This window comes from Streptomyces sp. NPDC015131 (genome assembly GCF_043079975.1).
Classification (GTDB): Bacteria; Actinomycetota; Actinomycetes; order Streptomycetales; family Streptomycetaceae; genus Streptomyces.
Genome location: NZ_JBIBVB010000002.1, coordinates 891,879 through 909,891, shown reverse-complemented (window position 1 = coordinate 909,891; position 18,013 = coordinate 891,879). Strand labels below are relative to the sequence as shown.

12 protein-coding genes are annotated in these 18,013 nt (G+C 72.9%); all 12 read left to right on the top strand.

The window, feature by feature from the left end:
* Nucleotides 1–84 precede the first annotated feature (84 nt).
* The 12 genes from ACF08D_RS09740 to ACF08D_RS09685 all read left to right on the top strand — a co-directional run bounded on the left by ACF08D_RS09740 (nucleotide 85) and on the right by ACF08D_RS09685 (nucleotide 17,980).
* Entirely contained in the window at nucleotides 85–1,593 is a 1,509-nt protein-coding gene (locus ACF08D_RS09740; RefSeq protein WP_392222020.1) for a bifunctional folylpolyglutamate synthase/dihydrofolate synthase, read from the top strand.
* Between the two features lie 10 nt (nucleotides 1,594–1,603).
* The gene (locus ACF08D_RS09735) at nucleotides 1,604–1,951 is read left to right on the top strand and encodes a DUF4233 domain-containing protein (RefSeq protein WP_392222019.1); all 348 of its coding nucleotides are present in this window, start codon (nucleotides 1,604–1,606) and stop codon (nucleotides 1,949–1,951) included.
* 269 nt (nucleotides 1,952–2,220) lie between these two features.
* Nucleotides 2,221–2,634: a nucleoside-diphosphate kinase gene (gene ndk, locus ACF08D_RS09730; RefSeq protein WP_392222018.1), complete on the top strand. Its 414-nt coding sequence runs from the start codon at nucleotides 2,221–2,223 to the stop codon at nucleotides 2,632–2,634.
* A 263-nt stretch (nucleotides 2,635–2,897) separates the two neighbouring features.
* Nucleotides 2,898–3,917 (top strand): rod shape-determining protein, encoded by a 1,020-nt coding sequence (locus ACF08D_RS09725; protein WP_105869811.1) that lies wholly within the window; start codon nucleotides 2,898–2,900, stop codon nucleotides 3,915–3,917.
* Nucleotides 3,918–4,019: 102 nt separating this feature from the next.
* Nucleotides 4,020–4,970 carry a rod shape-determining protein MreC gene (gene mreC / locus ACF08D_RS09720; RefSeq protein WP_392222017.1) on the top strand — a complete coding sequence of 317 codons (951 nt, stop codon included), beginning with the start codon at nucleotides 4,020–4,022 and terminating at the stop codon, nucleotides 4,968–4,970.
* A 2-nt stretch (nucleotides 4,971–4,972) separates the two neighbouring features.
* Nucleotides 4,973–5,638 carry a rod shape-determining protein MreD gene (gene mreD / locus ACF08D_RS09715; RefSeq protein ID WP_392222016.1) on the top strand — a complete coding sequence of 222 codons (666 nt, stop codon included), beginning with the start codon at nucleotides 4,973–4,975 and terminating at the stop codon, nucleotides 5,636–5,638.
* A gap of 19 nt (nucleotides 5,639–5,657) precedes the next feature.
* Entirely contained in the window at nucleotides 5,658–7,850 is a 2,193-nt protein-coding gene (mrdA, locus tag ACF08D_RS09710; RefSeq protein WP_392222015.1) for a penicillin-binding protein 2, read from the top strand.
* A 6-nt stretch (nucleotides 7,851–7,856) separates the two neighbouring features.
* A complete protein-coding gene (gene rodA / locus ACF08D_RS09705; RefSeq protein WP_392222014.1) occupies nucleotides 7,857–9,056 on the top strand; it encodes a rod shape-determining protein RodA in 1,200 nt (399 codons plus the stop codon).
* A gap of 29 nt (nucleotides 9,057–9,085) precedes the next feature.
* Nucleotides 9,086–10,594: a CHAD domain-containing protein gene (locus ACF08D_RS09700; RefSeq protein WP_392222013.1), complete on the top strand. Its 1,509-nt coding sequence runs from the start codon at nucleotides 9,086–9,088 to the stop codon at nucleotides 10,592–10,594.
* A 60-nt stretch (nucleotides 10,595–10,654) separates the two neighbouring features.
* Nucleotides 10,655–12,577 (top strand): TIGR03960 family B12-binding radical SAM protein, encoded by a 1,923-nt coding sequence (locus ACF08D_RS09695; protein WP_392222012.1) that lies wholly within the window; start codon nucleotides 10,655–10,657, stop codon nucleotides 12,575–12,577.
* 335 nt (nucleotides 12,578–12,912) lie between these two features.
* Nucleotides 12,913–13,695 carry a TIGR03936 family radical SAM-associated protein gene (locus tag ACF08D_RS09690; protein WP_392222011.1) on the top strand — a complete coding sequence of 261 codons (783 nt, stop codon included), beginning with the start codon at nucleotides 12,913–12,915 and terminating at the stop codon, nucleotides 13,693–13,695.
* A gap of 184 nt (nucleotides 13,696–13,879) precedes the next feature.
* Nucleotides 13,880–17,980, top strand: coding sequence for a ribonuclease E/G (locus ACF08D_RS09685; protein WP_392222010.1), 4,101 nt, complete (start codon nucleotides 13,880–13,882; stop codon nucleotides 17,978–17,980).
* The last annotated feature ends 33 nt before the right edge of the window (nucleotides 17,981–18,013 follow it).

Below are 18,013 nucleotides of genomic sequence, written 5' to 3'. Positions count from 1 at the left end.
GGGGGCGCGGGGCGGACGCCTCGCGCCCCCGGCCGCCCGGGCACCGGTCCGGGGACTGTCGGCGGGGCTCCGTAGACTGGCCCCGTGAGTGAGCAGCCCTCGTCCAGCGACAGCGACGACTTCGACGAGATCGTGGAAGCCGAGACCGACAGAGACCCCGACCTGGCGGTGATCGAGGCCGGCAGCCGTACGCTGCGCGCCCAGGCCGGCCCGCCCCCGGCCGCCGACGCGGTGCCCGGGCGCCCCGCCGACCCCGAGGTGGACCAGGCGCTCCGCACGGTCGAGCAGGAGCTGGCCACCCGCTGGGGCGAGACCAAGCTGGAGCCGTCCGTGGCGCGGATCGCCGCGCTGATGGACGTGCTGGGCGAGCCGCAGCGCGCGTACCCCTCCATCCACATCACCGGCACCAACGGCAAGACGTCCACCGCGCGGATGATCGAGGCGCTGCTCGGCGCGTTCGACCTGCGCACCGGGCGGTACACCTCGCCGCACGTCCAGTCGATCACCGAGCGGATCAGCCTGGACGGCGCGCCCATCAGCCACGAGCGGTTCATTGAGACGTACCAGGACATCAAGCCGTACGTGGAGATGGTCGACGGCTCCCAGGACTACCGGCTGTCCTTCTTCGAGGTCCTCACCGGCATGGCGTACGCGGCCTTCGCCGACGCCCCGGTGGACGTGGCCGTCGTCGAGGTCGGCATGGGCGGCAGCTGGGACGCCACCAATGTGATCGACGGCGACGTCGCCGTGGTCACCCCCATCGACCTGGACCACACCGACCGGCTGGGCTCCACGCCCGCCGAGATCGCCGTGGAGAAGTCCGGGATCGTCAAGCAGGGCGCCACCGTCGTCCTGGCCCAGCAGCCGGTGGACGCGGCGCAGGTCCTGCTGAAGAAGGCCGTCGAGGTCGACGCGACCGTGGCCCGCGAGGGCATGGAGTTCGGCGTCGTCTCCCGCGAGGTCGCGGTCGGCGGGCAGCTGCTGACGCTGCGCGGTCTCGGCGGGGAGTACGAGGAGATCTTCCTCCCGCTGTACGGCGCGCACCAGGCGCACAACGCCGCGGTGGCCCTGGCGGCGGTCGAGGCGTTCTTCGGCGTGGGCGCGCAGGAGGCGCGGACGCTGGACCTGGACCGCATCCGCCACGCGTTCGCCTCGGTGGTCTCGCCGGGCCGCCTGGAGGTGGTGCGGCGCAGCCCGACCGTGGTGCTGGACGCCGCGCACAACCCGGCGGGCGCCCGCGCCACGGCGGCCGGCATCAGCGAGGCGTTCGGCTTCTCCCGGCTGGTCGGTGTCGTCGGCACCAGCGGCGACAAGGACGTCCGGGGGCTGCTGGAGGCGTTCGAGCCGATCTTCGCGGAGGTCGTCGTCACCCAGAACTCCAGCCACCGCGCGATGGACGTCGACGAGCTGGCCGCGCTCGCCGTCGAGGTCTTCGGCGACGAGCGGGTGGTGGTCGAGCCGCGTCTGCCGGACGCGCTGGAGGCCGCGATCACCCTCGCGGAGGAGGAGGACGAGTTCGCCGGCGCGGGCGTCCTGGTGACCGGGTCGGTGATCACGGTCGGTGAGGCCCGGCTGCTGCTGGGGAAGGGCTGAGGTGGTCTGAATGCGTACGCTCTGCGCGTCCACGCTGATCGGCGAGTTCTTCGTGATCGGCTTCGCCGGGCTGGTGGCCATGAAGGACGACAGCCTCTCGATGGGCACCGTCTGGACGGTGTGCGGGATCCTGATGGCCCTGAGCGTGCTGCTCTGCGGCATGATCACCCGCCCGGGCGGCGTCCAGCTGGGCTGGGCGCTCCAGGTGGTGCTGATCCTGAGCGGCTTCATCGTGCCGGTGATGTTCTTCCTGGGCGCGGTCTTCGCGGGGCTGTGGTGGGCGTCGGTCCACTTCGGCCGGAAGATCGACGAGGCCAAGGCGAAGTGGGCGGCCCAGGCCGAGGCCCAGGCCCAGTGACGGGGCGGGCCCGGTGACGGAGCCCGACAGCTGACGAGGCGGGCCCGGTGACCGGGCCGGTGACCGGGCCGGCCGGCCCAGGGGGACGGCCGCGCCCGTGGTCGCCGGGAAAGCCCGCGCCCGCGGTCGCCGGGAAAGCCCGCGCCCGTGGTCGCCGGGAAAGCCCGCGCCCGCGGTGGCCGGGAAAGGCCGGGCCCCGTGCCGCGGCGGGCCGCCGCCCCTGTAGCCTCGCCTCACCGCACACGTAAGCCTGCAAGGAGCCCTCACCCATGACCCAGCGCACGCTCGTCCTGCTCAAGCCCGACGCCGTCCGTCGCGGCCTGATCGGCGAGATCATCGGCCGTATCGAGCGCAAGGCCGACTGGTCCATCACCGCGCTGGAGCTGCGCGACCTGGACCAGGAGACGCTGGAGCAGCACTACGGCGAGCACAAGGGCAAGCCCTTCTACGAGCCGCTGGTCGCGTTCATGTCGTCCGGGCCGGTCGTCGCGCTGGTCGTCGAGGGCGAGCGGGTCATCGAGGGCGTACGCCGGCTGGCGGGCCCGACCGACCCGATCGCCGCGGAGCCCGGGTCCATCCGTGGTGATTTCGGCACCATCGTCCGGGAGAACCTGATCCATGCCTCGGACTCGGAGGAGTCCGCCATTCGGGAACTGAAGATTTTCTTCCCGGGCATTTCCTGACCGGCTGTCAGCCGTACAGCGCTGATGACCTGGGGCGACCGAAGGAATTTCGGTCGCCCTTCGGCATATGAACGGCGCGACCGGGAACGCATCGCACCGACACTTCGTCACCTATACAGAGGCGGGCCACCGCGCCGTGTCCGCGCAGGCGGGACTACGATGTGAATCTCCTCGCCACACCACCCACCTCGCCGACCTGAGAAGCCGTCAACGCTCTAATTGGGAAGGCCCGACGCATCCTCATGGGAAACAAGGGGAACTCAATGTCGTTCATCGGCCGTGACATGGCTGTCGACCTCGGGACCGCCAACACGCTGGTGTACGTGAGGGGTCGCGGCATCGTCCTCAACGAGCCGTCCGTCGTCGCGATCAACACCAACACCGGCGGAATCCTGGCGGTAGGCGCCGAAGCGAAGAAGATGATCGGCCGGACGCCCGGCAACATCGTGGCCGTCCGGCCGCTGAAGGACGGCGTGATCGCCGACTTCGAGATCACCGAGCGCATGCTCCGGTACTTCATCCTCAAGATCCACAAGCGGCGCTACCTCGCCCGTCCGCGCGTCGTCGTCTGTGTGCCCTCCGGCATCACCGGCGTCGAGCGCCGTGCGGTGATCGAGGCGTCCACCCAGGCGGGCGCACGCCAGGTCCACATCATCGAGGAGCCCATGGCCGCCGCCATCGGCTCCGGCCTCCCGGTCCACGAGGCCACCGGCAACATGGTGGTCGACATCGGTGGCGGCACCACCGAGGTCGCCGTCATCTCGCTCGGCGGAATCGTCACGGCACAGTCCATCCGGGTGGCCGGCGACGAGCTGGACAACGCGATCATCCAGCACATCAAGAAGGAGTACAGCCTCCTCCTCGGTGAGCGGACCGCCGAACAGATCAAGATCACCATCGGGTCGGCGTACGACCTGGAGACCGACGAGCACACCGAGATCCGCGGCCGCGACCTGGTCTCCGGGCTCCCCAAGACGGTCGTCATCTCGGCCGCCGAGGTCCGCAAGGCCATCGAGGAGCCGGTCAACGCGATCGTCGACGCCGTCAAGACGACCCTCGACAAGTGCCCGCCGGAGCTGTCCGGCGACGTCATGGACCGGGGCATCGTCCTGACCGGCGGCGGCGCGCTGCTGCGCGGCCTGGACGAGCGGCTGCGCCGCGAGACCGGCATGCCGATCCACATCGCCGAGGACCCGCTCGACTCGGTGGCGCTCGGTTCCGGCAAGTGCGTCGAGGAGTTCGAGGCGCTCCAGCAGGTGCTGGACGCCCAGCCGCGCAGATAGCGGGGCCCCCGGGTCAGCCGTACGGGTGCTGCCCTGCCCGTACGGCTGATCGTTGGTATAACGGCACAAACATTCCTATCGAGGAAGGCACGGCCGCCCCACGTGAGGGACACACGAGAGAGCCGGCTGCTCCTGGTGCTGCTGGTCGCCATCGCGTTCGCACTGATCACGGTGGACATCCGCGGCGGTGAGGAGTCACCCGTCGACGGCGCCCGGCAGGCGGCCGCGACGGTCTTCGGCCCGGTCGAGAACAGCGTCGCCTCCGCCGTCAACCCGGTCGGCAACGCCATAGCGGCCGTACGGGACTCCGGCGAACGGCACAACCGCATCGCGGAGCTGGAGCGGGAGAACGCCGCGCTGAAGGCGAAGCTCGGCAGTGACGACCGCAACCGCAGCCGGGTGCGCGAGCTCGACAATCTGCTGAAGAAGGCCGGCTCCGGCCAGTACGCCATCAAGGCGGCCGAGGTCGTCGCGATAGGAGCCGCGCAGGGCTTCTCGTGGACGGTGACCATCGACGCCGGCTCCAACGACGGCATCAAGCGGGACATGACGGTCATCAACGGCGACGGGCTCGTCGGCCGGGTCACCACCGTCGGCCCCGGCACCTCCACGGTGCTCCTCGCCAGCGACCCGGACTTCACCGTCGGCACCCGGATGGAGCGCTCCGACGAGCTGGGCTTCGCCACCGGCCAGGGCGACCGGCCGCTGTCCGTGCAGCTCCTCAACGGCAAGGCCAAGGTCAAGCCCGGCGACCGGCTGGTCACCTTCGGGTCGCAGGCCGACAAGCCGTTCGTCCCCGGCGTACCGGTCGGCGAGGTCATCCGGGTCGACCCCTCCACCGGCAACCTCACCCGCAACATCTTCGTGCGCCCCTACGCCGCCTTCAGCAAGCTGGACGTCGTCGGCGTCGTCGTCCAGGGCCCCCGCGCCGACCCGCGCGACGCCGTCCTGCCGCCCAAGCCCACACCCGAGCCGACGGTCACGGTCACGGTGACCCCGTCCCCGACCGGCGCGCCCAGCGGCGCCCCGACCGGGCAGCCGGAGGGGGAGTGACCATGCGCTTCAACCGGATCCTGCTCTCCACGACGCTCGTCGTCGTCGCCCTCGTCGTCCAGGTCTCGGTCCTGGCCCGGCTCCAGCTGCCCGGCGCCGTCCCCGACCTCCTGCTCCTCGTGGTCGTCGGCCTCGCGCTGGTGTACGGGCACGTCAGCGGCGCCCTCATCGGCTTCGGCGCCGGGCTGCTCGCCGACCTGGCCCCGCCCGCCGACCACGCCGCCGGGCGGTACGCCCTGGTGCTGTGCGTCATCGGCTACCTCGTGGGCCTCGCCAAGCCCGAGAACGGCCAGCTGCGGTCGGCGACCGGCCCCATGGCCATGGTGGTCGTCGCCGCCCTCGGCTCCACCCTCCTGTACGCGGGCGTCGGCGCCCTCGTCGGCGACACCGCCGCCCGCCACGTCGGCCTGGTCTCCCTGCTGACCACCGCGGTCGTGTACGACCTGCTGCTGGCGCCCTTCACCGTGCCCCTGATCATGGCGCTCGCCAGACGCGCCGAGAACGACCCCCTCGCCGACTCCACGAGCGGCGGGGCGGACGTCGCCTCCGGCTTCATGGCGAACGGCACCGGTCTGCGGATCGGCGAGCAGCGCGGCGTACTGCGTATGAAGGCCGCCCGCAGCAGGGCGGCGCGGGCGGGACGCATCAAGGGCGTCAAGCGACTGTGACCGAGGGGGCCACCGCGTCATGAGCAACATCCCCGAGACCGGACGGACCCCCCGGGTCCAGATCCGGCTCATCGTCATCCAGGTGCTGGTCTTCTCCCTGCTCCTCACCCTCGGCGGGCGCCTCTGGTACCTCCAGATCCGGCAGGGCAAGGAGTACACCGACGAGGCGAAGAACAACCACGTCCAGCAGGTCGTCCAGCCGGCCGTGCGCGGCGCCATCCTCGACGCCCGCGGTGTCCCCCTCGCCGACAACGAGACCCGCCTCGTGGTCTCCGCGTCCCGCACCGAGCTGCTGAAGATGAAGGACGACGGCAAGGGCGTGCTCACCCGGCTGGCCGGCGTCCTGGGCATGAAGCCCAAGGACGTCATGGACAAGGTCCGCCTCTGCGACTCCCAGACGCCCCAGCCCTGCTGGAACGGCTCCCCCTTCCAGCCGATCCCCGTGACCGACGAGGCCACCACCCAGCAGGCCCTGCAGATCCGGGAGCGCGCCGAGGACTTCCCCGGCATCACCGCCGAACCCACCGCCGTACGCCGCTACACCGCGCCCGGCGGCGCCCGTACCGCCCAGGTCCTCGGCTACCTCTCGCCCGTCACCGACGAGGAGATCGAGAAGGCCAAGGACAGCGACTCGCCCTTCCTCCGCTCCGACATGGTCGGCCGCTCCGGCCTGGAGCGCACCTACGACAAGGCGCTGCGCGGCAAGGCCGGCGTCACCCGCTACGAGGTCGACAACCTCGGCCGCGTGCTCGGCGAGGCGGAGAGCGACCCGGGCCGGCCCGGCTCCACCGTCGTCACCAGCATCGACGCCCGCGTCCAGGCCGTCGCCGAGTACGAGCTGCACCAGGCGATGAAGACCGTCCGCAAGGAGACCGACAAGATCACCGGCCGCCCCTACGAGGCCGACTCGGGCGCCGTCGTGGTCATGGAGTCCAAGACCGGCCGGGTGGTCGCCATGGCCTCCCAGCCGGACTACGACCCCAACGCCTGGGTGGGCGGCATCTCCGGCACCGAGTACGCCCGGCTCACCGGCAAGAACAGCAACTACCCGCTGCTCAACCGGGCCATCCAGGGCCAGGCGCCGGCCGGCTCCATCTTCAAGGTGGTGTCCGCGAGCGCGGCCGTACGCGCCGGGTACGACTTCAACAGCCGGTACAACTGCTCCAGCTCGTACAGCCTCGGCAGCCGCAGCTTCGCCAACTTCGAGTCCCAGGGGCACGGCCCCATCACCCTCGGCGACGCCCTCAAGTTCTCCTGCAACACCGTCTTCTACGCGCTCGGCCACAAGGAGTGGCAGCGCGACGGCGGCCTCAAGCCCAAGAAGAAGCCCAACGACTGGTTCTACCGGACCGCCCACGACTTCGGGCTCGGCTCCGAGACCGGCGTCGACCTGCCCAACGAGGTCAAGGGCCGCATCCCCGACCGGCACTGGAAGCAGTCCTTCTGGGAGGCCAACAAGGACTCGTGGTGCAAGCAGGGCAAGAAGGGCGGCAGCTACGTCCAGCAGATCGCGTACGAGAGCTGCCTGGAGGGCAACCAGCTGAAGGCGTTCGACAGCATCAACTACGCCATCGGCCAGGGCGACGTCCTCGTCACGCCCATCCAGATGGCCACCGCCTACGCCGCCATCAGCAACGGCGGCACCCTCTACAACCCCACCGTCGGCAAGGCCGTGATCAGCCCCGACGGCAAGCGGGTCGAGGAGATCAAGCCCAAGCCGCACGGCCGGCTGCCGGTCGACGCCCAGACCATCAGCAACCTCGACAAGGGCCTGAAGTCAGTCGTCGAGCCCGGCGGCACCGCCGCCTGGCGCTTCGGCGGCTGGCCCCAGGACAAGATCCCGATGCGGGCGAAGACCGGCACCGCCCAGGTGTACGGCAAGCAGACCACCTCGTGGTTCGCCACCTACACCGACGACTTCACCATCGTCATGACGATCTCCCAGGGCGGCACCGGCTCCGGTGCCTCCGGCCCCGCCGTGCGCAACATCTACGACGCCCTCTACGGCCTGGACGACTCCGGCGGCCAGGACCTCAAGCGCGCCCTGCTGCCCAGGCCGCAGGCCGAGCTGCCCAAGGTCCAGCCGGACGGCTCCATCGAGGCGCCCGTCGTCAAGCCGTACGACCCCGAGAGCCAGAAGGTCGACCCGGCGCAGCAGCCGGGCGACGGGCAGGACCAGCTCGCGGGCCCGCCGCCGGTCTGGAGGGACTGACCCGTGATGGCCGGAACCAACAACTTCTCCGTCTCCCGCTACGCGCCCGACCGCGGCGCCTGGGGCAGGCTCACCGCCCGCGACTCCATGGTCCGCAGGCTCGACTGGCCGCTGCTGTTCTCCGCCCTGGCGCTGTCGTTCCTCGGCTCCCTCCTGGTGTGGTCGGCGACCCGCAACCGCACCGAGCTGACGGACGGCGACCCCTACGCCTTCCTCTTCCGCCACGTCCTCAACACCGGCATCGGCATCGTCCTGATGGTCGGCACCATCTGGCTCGGCCACCGCACCCTGCGCGGCGCGGTGCCCGTGCTCTACGGCATCTCCGTGATCCTGGTGCTGCTGGTGCTCACCCCGCTGGGCGCCACCATCAACGGCGCGCACGCCTGGATCGTGATCGGCGGCGGCTTCTCGCTCCAGCCCTCCGAGTTCGTGAAGATCACGATCATCCTGGGCATGGCGATGCTGCTGGCCGCCAAGGTCGACGCCGGCGACCAGGTCCATCCGGACCACCGCACGGTCGCCAAGGCGCTGCTGCTCGCCGTCGTCCCCATGGCCATCGTCATGCTGATGCCCGACCTCGGCTCGGTCATGGTCATGGTCGTCATCGTGCTGGGCGTGCTGCTCACGTCCGGCGCCTCCAACCGGTGGGTCTTCGGCCTGATCGGCGCGGGCGTCGTCGGCGCGGTCGCCGTCGCCGCGCTCGGCGTGCTCGACCAGTACCAGATCAACCGGTTCGCGGCCTTCGCCAACCCCGAACTCGACCCGGCCGGCGCCGGCTACAACACCAACCAGGCCCGCATCGCCATCGGCTCCGGCGGCCTGTACGGCGCGGGGCTGTTCAACGGCCACCAGACCACCGGCCAGTTCGTCCCCGAGCAGCAGACCGACTTCATCTTCACCGTCGCCGGAGAGGAACTGGGCTTCATCGGCGGCGCGACCATCATCGCGCTCCTCGGCGTCGTCCTGTGGCGCGCCTGCCGGATCGCCCGCGAGACCAGCGAGCTGTACGGCACGATCGTCGCCGGCGGGATCATCGCCTGGTTCGCCTTCCAGTCCTTCGAGAACATCGGCATGACGCTGGGCATCATGCCCGTCGCCGGTCTGCCGCTGCCGTTCGTGTCGTACGGCGGCTCCTCGATGTTCGCCGTGTGGGTGGCCGTCGGCCTGCTCCAGTCGATCCGGGTGCAACGGCCGCTGACCGCATAGAACCGCCGATCCGGGGCACCTACATTCGAATGAAGGCGGACACGAAACGCGAGATCGAACGGAAGTACGAGGCCGAGCCCGGCGCCCGGCTCCCCGACCTCGCCCGGGTGCGCGGCGTCTCGGCCGACCGCGACCAGGGCGTCGCCGAACTGGACGCCGTCTACTACGACACCGAAGACCTCCGCCTCGCCGCGGCCTCCCTCACCCTGCGCCGCCGCACCGGCGGCAAGGACGCGGGCTGGCACCTCAAACTGCCCGTCGCCCCCGGCGTACGCGACGAACTGAGCGCCCCCCTCCAGGACGACGTACCCGCCCCCCTCGCCGACCTCGTCCGCGCCCGCACCCGCGGCGCCCCGCTCGTCCCCCTCGTCCGGCTCCGCTCCCGCCGCCGGGTCCGCCACCTGCTCGACGGCGACGGCACCCTCCTCGCCGAGGCCAGCACCGACACCGTCCGCGCCGAACGCCTCACCGGCGGGACGAGCACCACCGCCGAGTGGACCGAGATCGAGGTGGAACTCGGCGACGGCCAGGACCCCGCCTTCCTCGACACCGTCGACAAACGCCTCCGCAAGAAGGGCCTCACCCCCTCCGCGGCCCCCTCCAAACTGGCCCGGGCCCTCCAGGACACCGGCTGGCAGCCGCCGAAGCCCCCGCGCGAGGACGACACCGCCGGCGGACGCGTCCTCGCCCACCTCCGCCGCCAGGTCGACCACCTGATCACCTACGACGCCGCCGTCCGCCGCGACCTCCCAGACTCCGTCCACCGGATGCGCGTCGCCACCCGCCGGCTGCGCAGCGCCTTCCGCACGTACAAGAAGGTCCTCGACCCGGCCGCCACCCGCCCCCTCGCCGACGAACTGAAATGGCTCGCCGGCGAACTCGGCGTCGACCGCGACCACGAGGTCCTCGCCGAACGGCTCACCGCCGGCGTCGACGCCCTCCCCGTCACCCTGCTCCTCGGCCCCGTCCGCGCCCGGCTGCGCGCCTGGGACGCCGCGGGGCGCACCGGGGCCCGCGAACGCACCCTCGCCGCCCTCGACAGCGACCGCTACACCGCCCTCCTGGACGCCCTCGACGCCCTGCTCGCCGACCCGCCCCTGCGCCCCGCCGCCCGCAAACCCGCCGCGACCGTCCTGACCCGGGCGATCCTCAAGGACCACGACCGGCTCGCCGCCCGCGTCGACCGCGCCCTGGCGCTCCCGCCCGGCCACGACCGGGACGTCGCCCTGCACGAGGCCCGCAAGGCCGCCAAACGGGCCCGGTACGCCGCCGAGACCGCCGTACCGGCGCTCGGGAAGCCCGCCAAGCGCTTCGGCAAACGGGTGAAGGCCGTCCAGAAGGTGCTGGGCGAGCACCAGGACGGGGTCGTCGCCCGCGACACCCTGCGCGGCCTCGCCGTCCAGGCCCACCTGGCGGGCGAGAGCGCCTTCACCTGGGGCCTGCTGTACGGCAAGGAGGAAGCGGCGGCCGCCGAGCGGGAACGGGAGCTGCCCGGCGTGTGGGCCGAGGCGGACCCCGGGGCCCTTCGGGGGCGCTGACGCCCCTGGGGCCGGGGGTACGCTAGAGAGTCGCCCCCTGCCCGCTCATGAAGGTCTCTGATGTCCGAGTCGGTCTTCCCTCAGCTCGAAGCCCTGCTGCCGCACGTGCAGAAGCCCATCCAGTACGTCGGTGGCGAGCTGAACTCCACCGTCAAGCCCTGGGACGCGTGCGACGTGCGCTGGGCCCTGATGTACCCGGACGCCTACGAGGTGGGGCTGCCCAACCAGGGCGTCATGATCCTCTACGAGGTGCTCAACGAACGGGACGGCGTCCTCGCCGAGCGCACGTACAGCGTGTGGCCCGACCTCGAGGCGCTGATGCGCGAGCACGGCGTCCCGCAGTTCACCGTGGACAGCCACCGGCCCGTCAAGGCGTTCGACGTCTTCGGGCTGAGCTTCTCCACCGAGCTGGGCTACACCAACATGCTCACCGCGCTCGACCTCGCCGGCATCCCGCTGGAGTCCCGGAACCGGACGCTCGACGACCCGATCGTGCTCGCCGGCGGCCACGCCGCCTTCAACCCCGAGCCGATCGCCGACTTCGTCGACGCCGTGGTGATCGGCGACGGCGAGCAGGCCGTCCTCGACATGACCGAGATCATCCGCGCCTGGAAGGCGGAGGGCCGCCCCGGCGGGCGCGAGGAGGTCCTCTTCCGGCTGGCGCGGACCGGCTCCGTCTACATCCCCGCGTTCTACGACGTCGAGTACCTCCCGGACGGCCGCATCGGCCGTGTCGTACCCAACCGGTCCGGCGTCCCGTGGCGGGTGTCCAAGCACACCGTCATGGACCTCGACGAGTGGCCCTACCCCAAGCAGCCGCTGGTCCCGCTCGCCGAGACCGTCCACGAGCGGATGTCCGTCGAGATCTTCCGCGGCTGCACCCGGGGCTGCCGCTTCTGCCAGGCCGGCATGATCACGCGCCCCGTGCGGGAGCGAAGCATCACCGGCATCGGCGAGATGGTCGACAAGGGCCTCAAGGCCACCGGCTTCGAAGAGGTCGGCCTGCTCTCCCTCTCCTCCGCCGACCACTCCGAGATCGGCGACATCGCCAAGGGCCTCGCCGACCGGTACGAGGAGGACAAGGTCGGCCTGTCCCTGCCCTCCACCCGCGTGGACGCCTTCAACGTCGACCTCGCCAACGAGCTGACCAGGAACGGCCGCCGGTCCGGCCTGACCTTCGCCCCCGAGGGCGGCTCCGAGCGCATGCGCAAGGTCATCAACAAGATGGTGTCGGAGGAGGACCTCATCCGCACCGTCGCCACCGCCTACGGCAACGGCTGGCGCCAGGTGAAGCTGTACTTCATGTGCGGCCTGCCCACCGAGACCGACGAGGACGTCCTCCAGATCGCCGACATGGCGATGAACGTCATCGCCAAGGGCCGCGAGGTCTCCGGCTCCCAGGACATCCGCTGCACCGTCTCGATCGGCGGGTTCGTCCCCAAGCCGCACACCCCCTTCCAGTGGGCCCCGCAGCTGTCCGCCGAGCAGACCGACGCCCGGCTGCAGAAGCTCCGCGACAAGATCCGCGGCGACAAGAAGTACGGCCGGGCCATCGGCTTCCGCTACCACGACGGCAAGCCCGGCATCGTCGAGGGCCTCCTCTCCCGCGGCGACCGCCGCATCGGCGCCGTCATCCGCGCCGTCTACGAGGACGGCGGCCGCTTCGACGGCTGGCGCGAGCACTTCTCGTACGACCGCTGGATGCGCTGCGCCGACAAGGTGCTGCCCGAGTTCGGCGTGGACGTCGAGTGGTACACCACCCGCGAGCGCACCTACGAGGAGGTCCTGCCCTGGGACCACCTCGACTCCGGCCTGGACAAGGACTGGCTGTGGGAGGACTGGCAGGACGCCCTCGACGAGACCGAGGTTGAGGACTGCCGCTGGACGCCGTGCTTCGACTGCGGGGTGTGCCCGCAGATGGACACCCAGATCCAGATCGGCCCGACCGGGAAGAAGCTGCTGCCGCTGACCGTGGTCAAGTGAGCCGGTGACGCCCACGCGACGGCCCGGCCGGGGAGGGAAGCCCTGGCCGGGGGCCGGTCGCGTCGTGGGGGTCGTCCGGGACGGCGGGGACGTACGGGGGCGGCGGCCAGGGGAACTCGCGGGTGCTCCGGCGCGTAGTCTGGGTAGGACAACGAACGCACCTGGCGTGGCGCCGGCACCCGAGATCTCCCCGCGAGGGCGGGGGTGAGCCGGGCGGGGCCCCCGGGAGCCGTCACCGGACTTTCGTGGACGGAGCGCCACCCGCGCCCGCCCCGCACCAAGGAGAAGAACCACTGGGCAAGCGACAGCCCGAAGGCCCGCCGCCCGCACCGGCGGTGCAGCGCATCCGTCTGCGCTACACCAAGCGCGGCCGCCTCCGGTTCACCAGCCACCGCGACTTCCAGCGCGCCTTCGAGCGCGCGCTGAGGCGCGCCGAGGTGCCCATGGCGTACTCGGCGGGCTTCACCCCGCACCCCAAGGTCTCGTACGCCAATGCCGCCCCCACCGGTACGGGCTCCGAGGCCGAGTACCTGGAGATCGCGCTCACCGAGCGCCGCGACCCCGAGGCCCTGCGCCTGCTGCTGGACGAGTCGCTGCCGGACGGGCTCGACATCGTGGACGCCGTCGAGGCCGCCACGTCCGGCCTCAGCGACCGGCTGACCGCCTCCGTGTGGGAGCTGCGCCTGGAGGGCGTGGCCCCCGGGGACGCCGAGCGCGCCGTCGCCGCCTTCCTCGCCGCCGACGCGGTCGAGGTGCGGCGTACGACCAAGAACGGCGTGCGCACCTTCGACGCCCGGGCCGCCGTGGCGCACCTGGAGGCGGCCCCCGCGCCGTCTGATAGGCCAGGACAGGGGCCCTGTGCGATACTGCGGCTGGTTGTTCGGCACGTGACACCTGCCGTACGACCCGACGACGTCCTGTCCGGTCTCCGAGCTGTGGCCGACCTGGCGCCGCCGGTCCCCGCAGCGGTGACCAGGCTGGCGCAGGGGCTCTTCGACGAGGAGTCCGGCACGGTGACCGACCCGCTCGCGCCCGACCGCGAGGCAGTCACGGCCGCCCCACCCAAGGCCGCCGGACCCGCCGCCGCCCCGGAGCCGGCAGGTGCGGGTTCCGCGTAGGGCCGTCGTCGTAGCGCGGCCCTGGCGCTCGGGAGCCACCTGGGTCCGGCCGCGTACACCCACAGGAGACTTTCGCCAGGCCGTACGCACAAGGCGTAGGGAACCGGCGAGCCAGACATAACAGCTCCCGTGCGGCGCCGCGCCAGACGCGGCGCCCGGGAGCGTGACGGGAGAACCGCCCGCAATGCTCGAGCCGAACGAAACCGGCGCCACCGCCGGTAACCACAACGAAGAGAACAACTCTCCCAGCGACACGCTGCCGCCGCGCCGCCGTCGCCGTGCCGCCTCGCGCCCCGCCGGACCCCCGGTCGCGGCGGGCGCCGCCGACGCGCCGGCCGGCGAGGTCGTCCTGGAGACGGCCGCCGTGGAGCCGGCCGACGTGGCCGCGCTGGCCGAGGCGCCGAACGACGCCCCCGAGCCGGCCCCGGCCCGCCCGCGCCGCCGTGCCACCCGCAAGGCGACCGCCCCGGCGGGCGCCCCGCAGGCGGAGGCCCCCCAGGAGCCGGTGGCCGCCGAGGCCCCGGCGGACGAGCCCGAGGCCGCCCCGGCCCGTACGCGGCGCCGTGCCACCCGTAAGACGGCCGCCCCGGCGGAGGCCGCTCAGGAGACCCCGGCCGCCCCGGTGGAGGCCCCCGAGGAGCCGGTGGCCGCCGAGGAGCCCGAGGCCGCCCCGGCCCGTACCCGGCGCCGCGCCACCCGCAAGGCGACCGCCCCGGTGGAGGCCGCTCAGGAGACCCCGGCCGCCCCGGTGGAAGCCGTCGAGGAGCCGGTGGCCGCCGAGGAGCCCGAGGCCGCCGCCCCGGCCCGTACGCGGCGCCGCGCCACCCGCAAGACGACCGCCCCGGCGGTAACCCCGCAGCCGGAGGCCGCCGAGGAGCCGCAGGCCGTCGAGGACCCGGTGGTCGCCGACGCCCCGGCGGACGAGGCCGAGGCCGCGCCCAGGCGGACCCGCCGCCGCGCCACCCGCAAGGCCACCGCCCCCGCTGCCGCCGCCGAGCCCGCCGAGGCGGAGGAGACCGAGAAGGCGGCCGGGGCCGGCGAGAGCCTGCCCGCCGAGACCGTCGCCCGGATCAGCTCCGACGAGGCCGGGGCCGAGGTCGCCGCCGCCGAGGAGGCCGCCACCCGCGGCCGGACGCGGCGCCGCGCGACCGCCCCGCAGTTCACCGCCGAGCCGGCCAAGAAGGCCGAGCAGTCCCGCGGCCGCCGTGCCGCGCGCCCCGCTGTGCCCGTCTTCCAGGCCCCGGTCTTCGCCGAGCCGATGTTCCAGACGCCGGAGACCGCCGCCGCGATGGCCGCCGCCGAGGCGCGGGCCGAGGCCGGGCAGGAGCAGCCCGCCGAGGAGGCCACCGCCGCCCCGGCCCGGGCCGAGGCCGCCGAGCAGCCCGAGACCGGTGGCCGTCGCCGCCGTCGCCGCCGTGGCGAGCCCGCCGAGCCGGCCGCGGCCGCCGCCGAGCCGGTGCGGTCCGCCCCGGAGCCGGAGGACGCGGCCGAGGAGGAGCCGGAGGCCGCCGACGCCGGTGCGGAGGAGGGCGAGGACACCGACGAGTACGGCGACCGCCCGTCGCGCCGCCGCCGCCGGGGTGGCCGCCGTCGCCGCCGCGGCGAGGCCGCCGACACCGACGAGGCGGAGGACACCGAGGACTCCGGCCGCGACGAGGACGAGGCCGAGCAGGGCGACGAGGACGACGCCGACGAGCACGAGGGCGGCACCCCGTCCGCCGCCGGCACCAGCAGCTCCCGCCGCCGCCGTCGCCGTCGCCGCCGCAGCGGTGACGCGGGCGCCGACACCGAGGCCGCGTCCGAGGAGGACGGCGTGCGTACGGTCGTCAAGGTCCGCGAGCCGCGTCCCGCGCGGGAGAAGGCCGAGCCGTCCGACGAGGTGCAGTCCATCAAGGGCTCGACCCGCCTGGAGGCGAAGAAGCAGCGCCGCCGCGAGGGCCGCGAGCAGGGCCGCCGCCGGGTGCCGATCATCACCGAGGCCGAGTTCCTGGCGCGCCGCGAGGCCGTCGAGCGCGTGATGGTCGTCCGCCAGAGCGGCGAGCGCACCCAGATCGGCGTCCTCGAGGACGACGTGCTGGTCGAGCACTACGTCAACAAGGAGCAGGCCACCAGCTACGTCGGCAACGTCTACCTGGGCAAGGTGCAGAACGTCCTGCCGTCCATGGAGGCCGCGTTCGTCGACATCGGCAAGGGCCGCAACGCCGTCCTGTACGCCGGTGAGGTCAACTTCGAGGCGCTCGGCATGGCCAACGGGCCGCGCCGCATCGAGACCGCGCTCAAGTCCGGCCAGTCCGTCCTGGTCCAGGTGACCAAGGACCCGATCGGCCACAAGGGCGCCCGGCTCACCAGCCAGGTCTCGCTGCCCGGCCGCTACCTGGTCTATGTGCCCGAGGGCTCGATGACCGGGATCAGCCGCAAGCTGCCCGACACCGAGCGCGCCCGGCTGAAGACCATCCTCAAGAAGATCGTCCCCGAGGACGCGGGCGTCATCGTGCGCACCGCCGCCGAGGGCGCCAGCGAGGACGAGCTGCGCCGTGACGTGGAGCGTCTGCAGGCGCAGTGGGAGGACATCCAGAAGAAGGCGAAGAGCGGCAACGCCCCGACCCTTCTCTACGGCGAGCCGGACATGACCGTCCGGGTCGTCCGCGACATCTTCAACGAGGACTTCTCGAAGGTGATCGTCAGCGGTGACGAGGCGTGGAAGACCATCCACGGGTACGTCTCGCACGTCGCGCCCGACCTGGCGGACCGGCTCCAGCGCTGGACGTCGGAGACGGACGTCTTCGCGACGTACCGGATCGACGAGCAGCTGATGAAGGCGCTGGACCGGAAGGTCTGGCTGCCGTCCGGCGGCTCGCTGGTGATCGACAAGACCGAGGCGATGATCGTCGTCGACGTCAACACCGGCAAGTTCACCGGCCAGGGCGGCAACCTGGAGGAGACCGTCACCAGGAACAACCTGGAGGCGGCCGAGGAGATCGTGCGCCAGCTGCGGCTGCGCGACCTCGGCGGCATCGTCGTGATCGACTTCATCGACATGGTGCTGGAGTCCAACCGGGACCTGGTGCTGCGGCGCCTGCTGGAGTGCCTGGGCCGGGACCGGACCAAGCACCAGGTGGCCGAGGTCACCTCGCTGGGCCTGGTCCAGATGACCCGCAAGCGGGTCGGCCAGGGCCTGCTGGAGTCCTTCTCCGAGACCTGCGTCCACTGCAACGGCCGCGGCGTGATCGTGCACATGGAGCAGCCCGCCTCCGCCGGTGGCGGCAACGGCGGCTCCAAGCGCGGCAAGAAGCGCGGTCGTGGGGCCGACGCGGAGACCACCGCCCCGGCGGAGGCCGCCGGAGCCGTCGCGGAGACCGAGCCGGAGGCCGAGACCGAGGCCGAGGTCGCGGCGGAGGTCGCCGCCCCGGTCGCGCTGGAGGCGCCGGAGTTCCGCCCGGACGAGGAGCTGTACTCCAGCGTCGCCGAGGCGGAGGCCGCCGCGGGCCGTGGCCGTTCGCGCCGCCGCGCCTCCCGCAAGGCGTCCGCCCCGGCGGGTGCGCCGAAGCCGGCCGCGGAGGCCCCCGTCGCGGAGGCCGCCCCGGCGCCCGTCGCCGAGGCCCCTGTCGCGGAGACGCCCGCCGCCGAGGCGCCGGTCGCCGAGGCGCCCGAGGCCCCCGAGGCCCCGCAGGGCCGTACCCGCCGCCGCGCCACCCGCAAGGCGACCGCCCCGGCGGGCTCGCCGAAGCCGGTGACGGCGGAGGAGCAGCCCGCGCCGGTGGCCGCCGCGTCGGAGCCGGTCGCCCCCGAGCCGGAGCCGGTCGCCGAGCCGGTCGCCCCCGCGCCCGAGCCGGCCGCCGAGGAGGCCCCCGTGGCCGCCCCGCCGCGTCCGCGCCGCCGGGTGGTGCGCAAGGTCACCGCTCCGGCCGGTTCCCCGGCGGGCGCCGCCGAGGCCGCGGTCGTCGTGGTGAGCGGCGGCAAGGCGGCCGAGCCCGAGGCACCCCGGGCCAAGGCGGACCAGGCCGCCCCCGAGGCGGACCAGGCGCCGGAGGCGGACGCCGCCGAGGCTCCCGCCAAGAAGACGGCCGCGCGCAAGACCGCCAAGAAGGCCCCGGCCAAGAAGGCGGCTGCCACCAAGAAGACGGCCGCCAAGAAGACGACCGCGGCGAAGAAGACCACGGCCAAGAAGGCGGCACCGGCGGCGAAGACCGCCAAGACGGCGAAGACCGCCAAGACGGCCAGGACGGCGAAGTCCGCCGCGTCGGCCGCCGCCGCGGAGAAGGAGACCGTCACGGCCGAGCAGTAGGCGGCCCGCGCCGTGACCGCGTGCCGGCGGTCA

Bases quoted from the DNA above. Each gene is read 5' to 3' on its own strand.
- ACF08D_RS09735 (WP_392222019.1), top strand. From the start codon at position 1,604: ATGCGTACGCTCTGCGCGTCCACGCTGATCGGCGAGTTCTTCGTGATC.
- ndk (WP_392222018.1), top strand. From the start codon at position 2,221: ATGACCCAGCGCACGCTCGTCCTGCTCAAGCCCGACGCCGTCCGTCGC.
- ACF08D_RS09725 (WP_105869811.1), top strand. From the start codon at position 2,898: ATGTCGTTCATCGGCCGTGACATGGCTGTCGACCTCGGGACCGCCAAC.
- mreD (WP_392222016.1), top strand. From the start codon at position 4,973: ATGCGCTTCAACCGGATCCTGCTCTCCACGACGCTCGTCGTCGTCGCC.
- mrdA (WP_392222015.1), top strand. From the start codon at position 5,658: ATGAGCAACATCCCCGAGACCGGACGGACCCCCCGGGTCCAGATCCGG.
- rodA (WP_392222014.1), top strand. From the start codon at position 7,857: ATGGCCGGAACCAACAACTTCTCCGTCTCCCGCTACGCGCCCGACCGC.
- ACF08D_RS09700 (WP_392222013.1), top strand. From the start codon at position 9,086: ATGAAGGCGGACACGAAACGCGAGATCGAACGGAAGTACGAGGCCGAG.
- ACF08D_RS09695 (WP_392222012.1), top strand. From the start codon at position 10,655: ATGTCCGAGTCGGTCTTCCCTCAGCTCGAAGCCCTGCTGCCGCACGTG.
- ACF08D_RS09685 (WP_392222010.1), top strand. From the start codon at position 13,880: ATGCTCGAGCCGAACGAAACCGGCGCCACCGCCGGTAACCACAACGAA.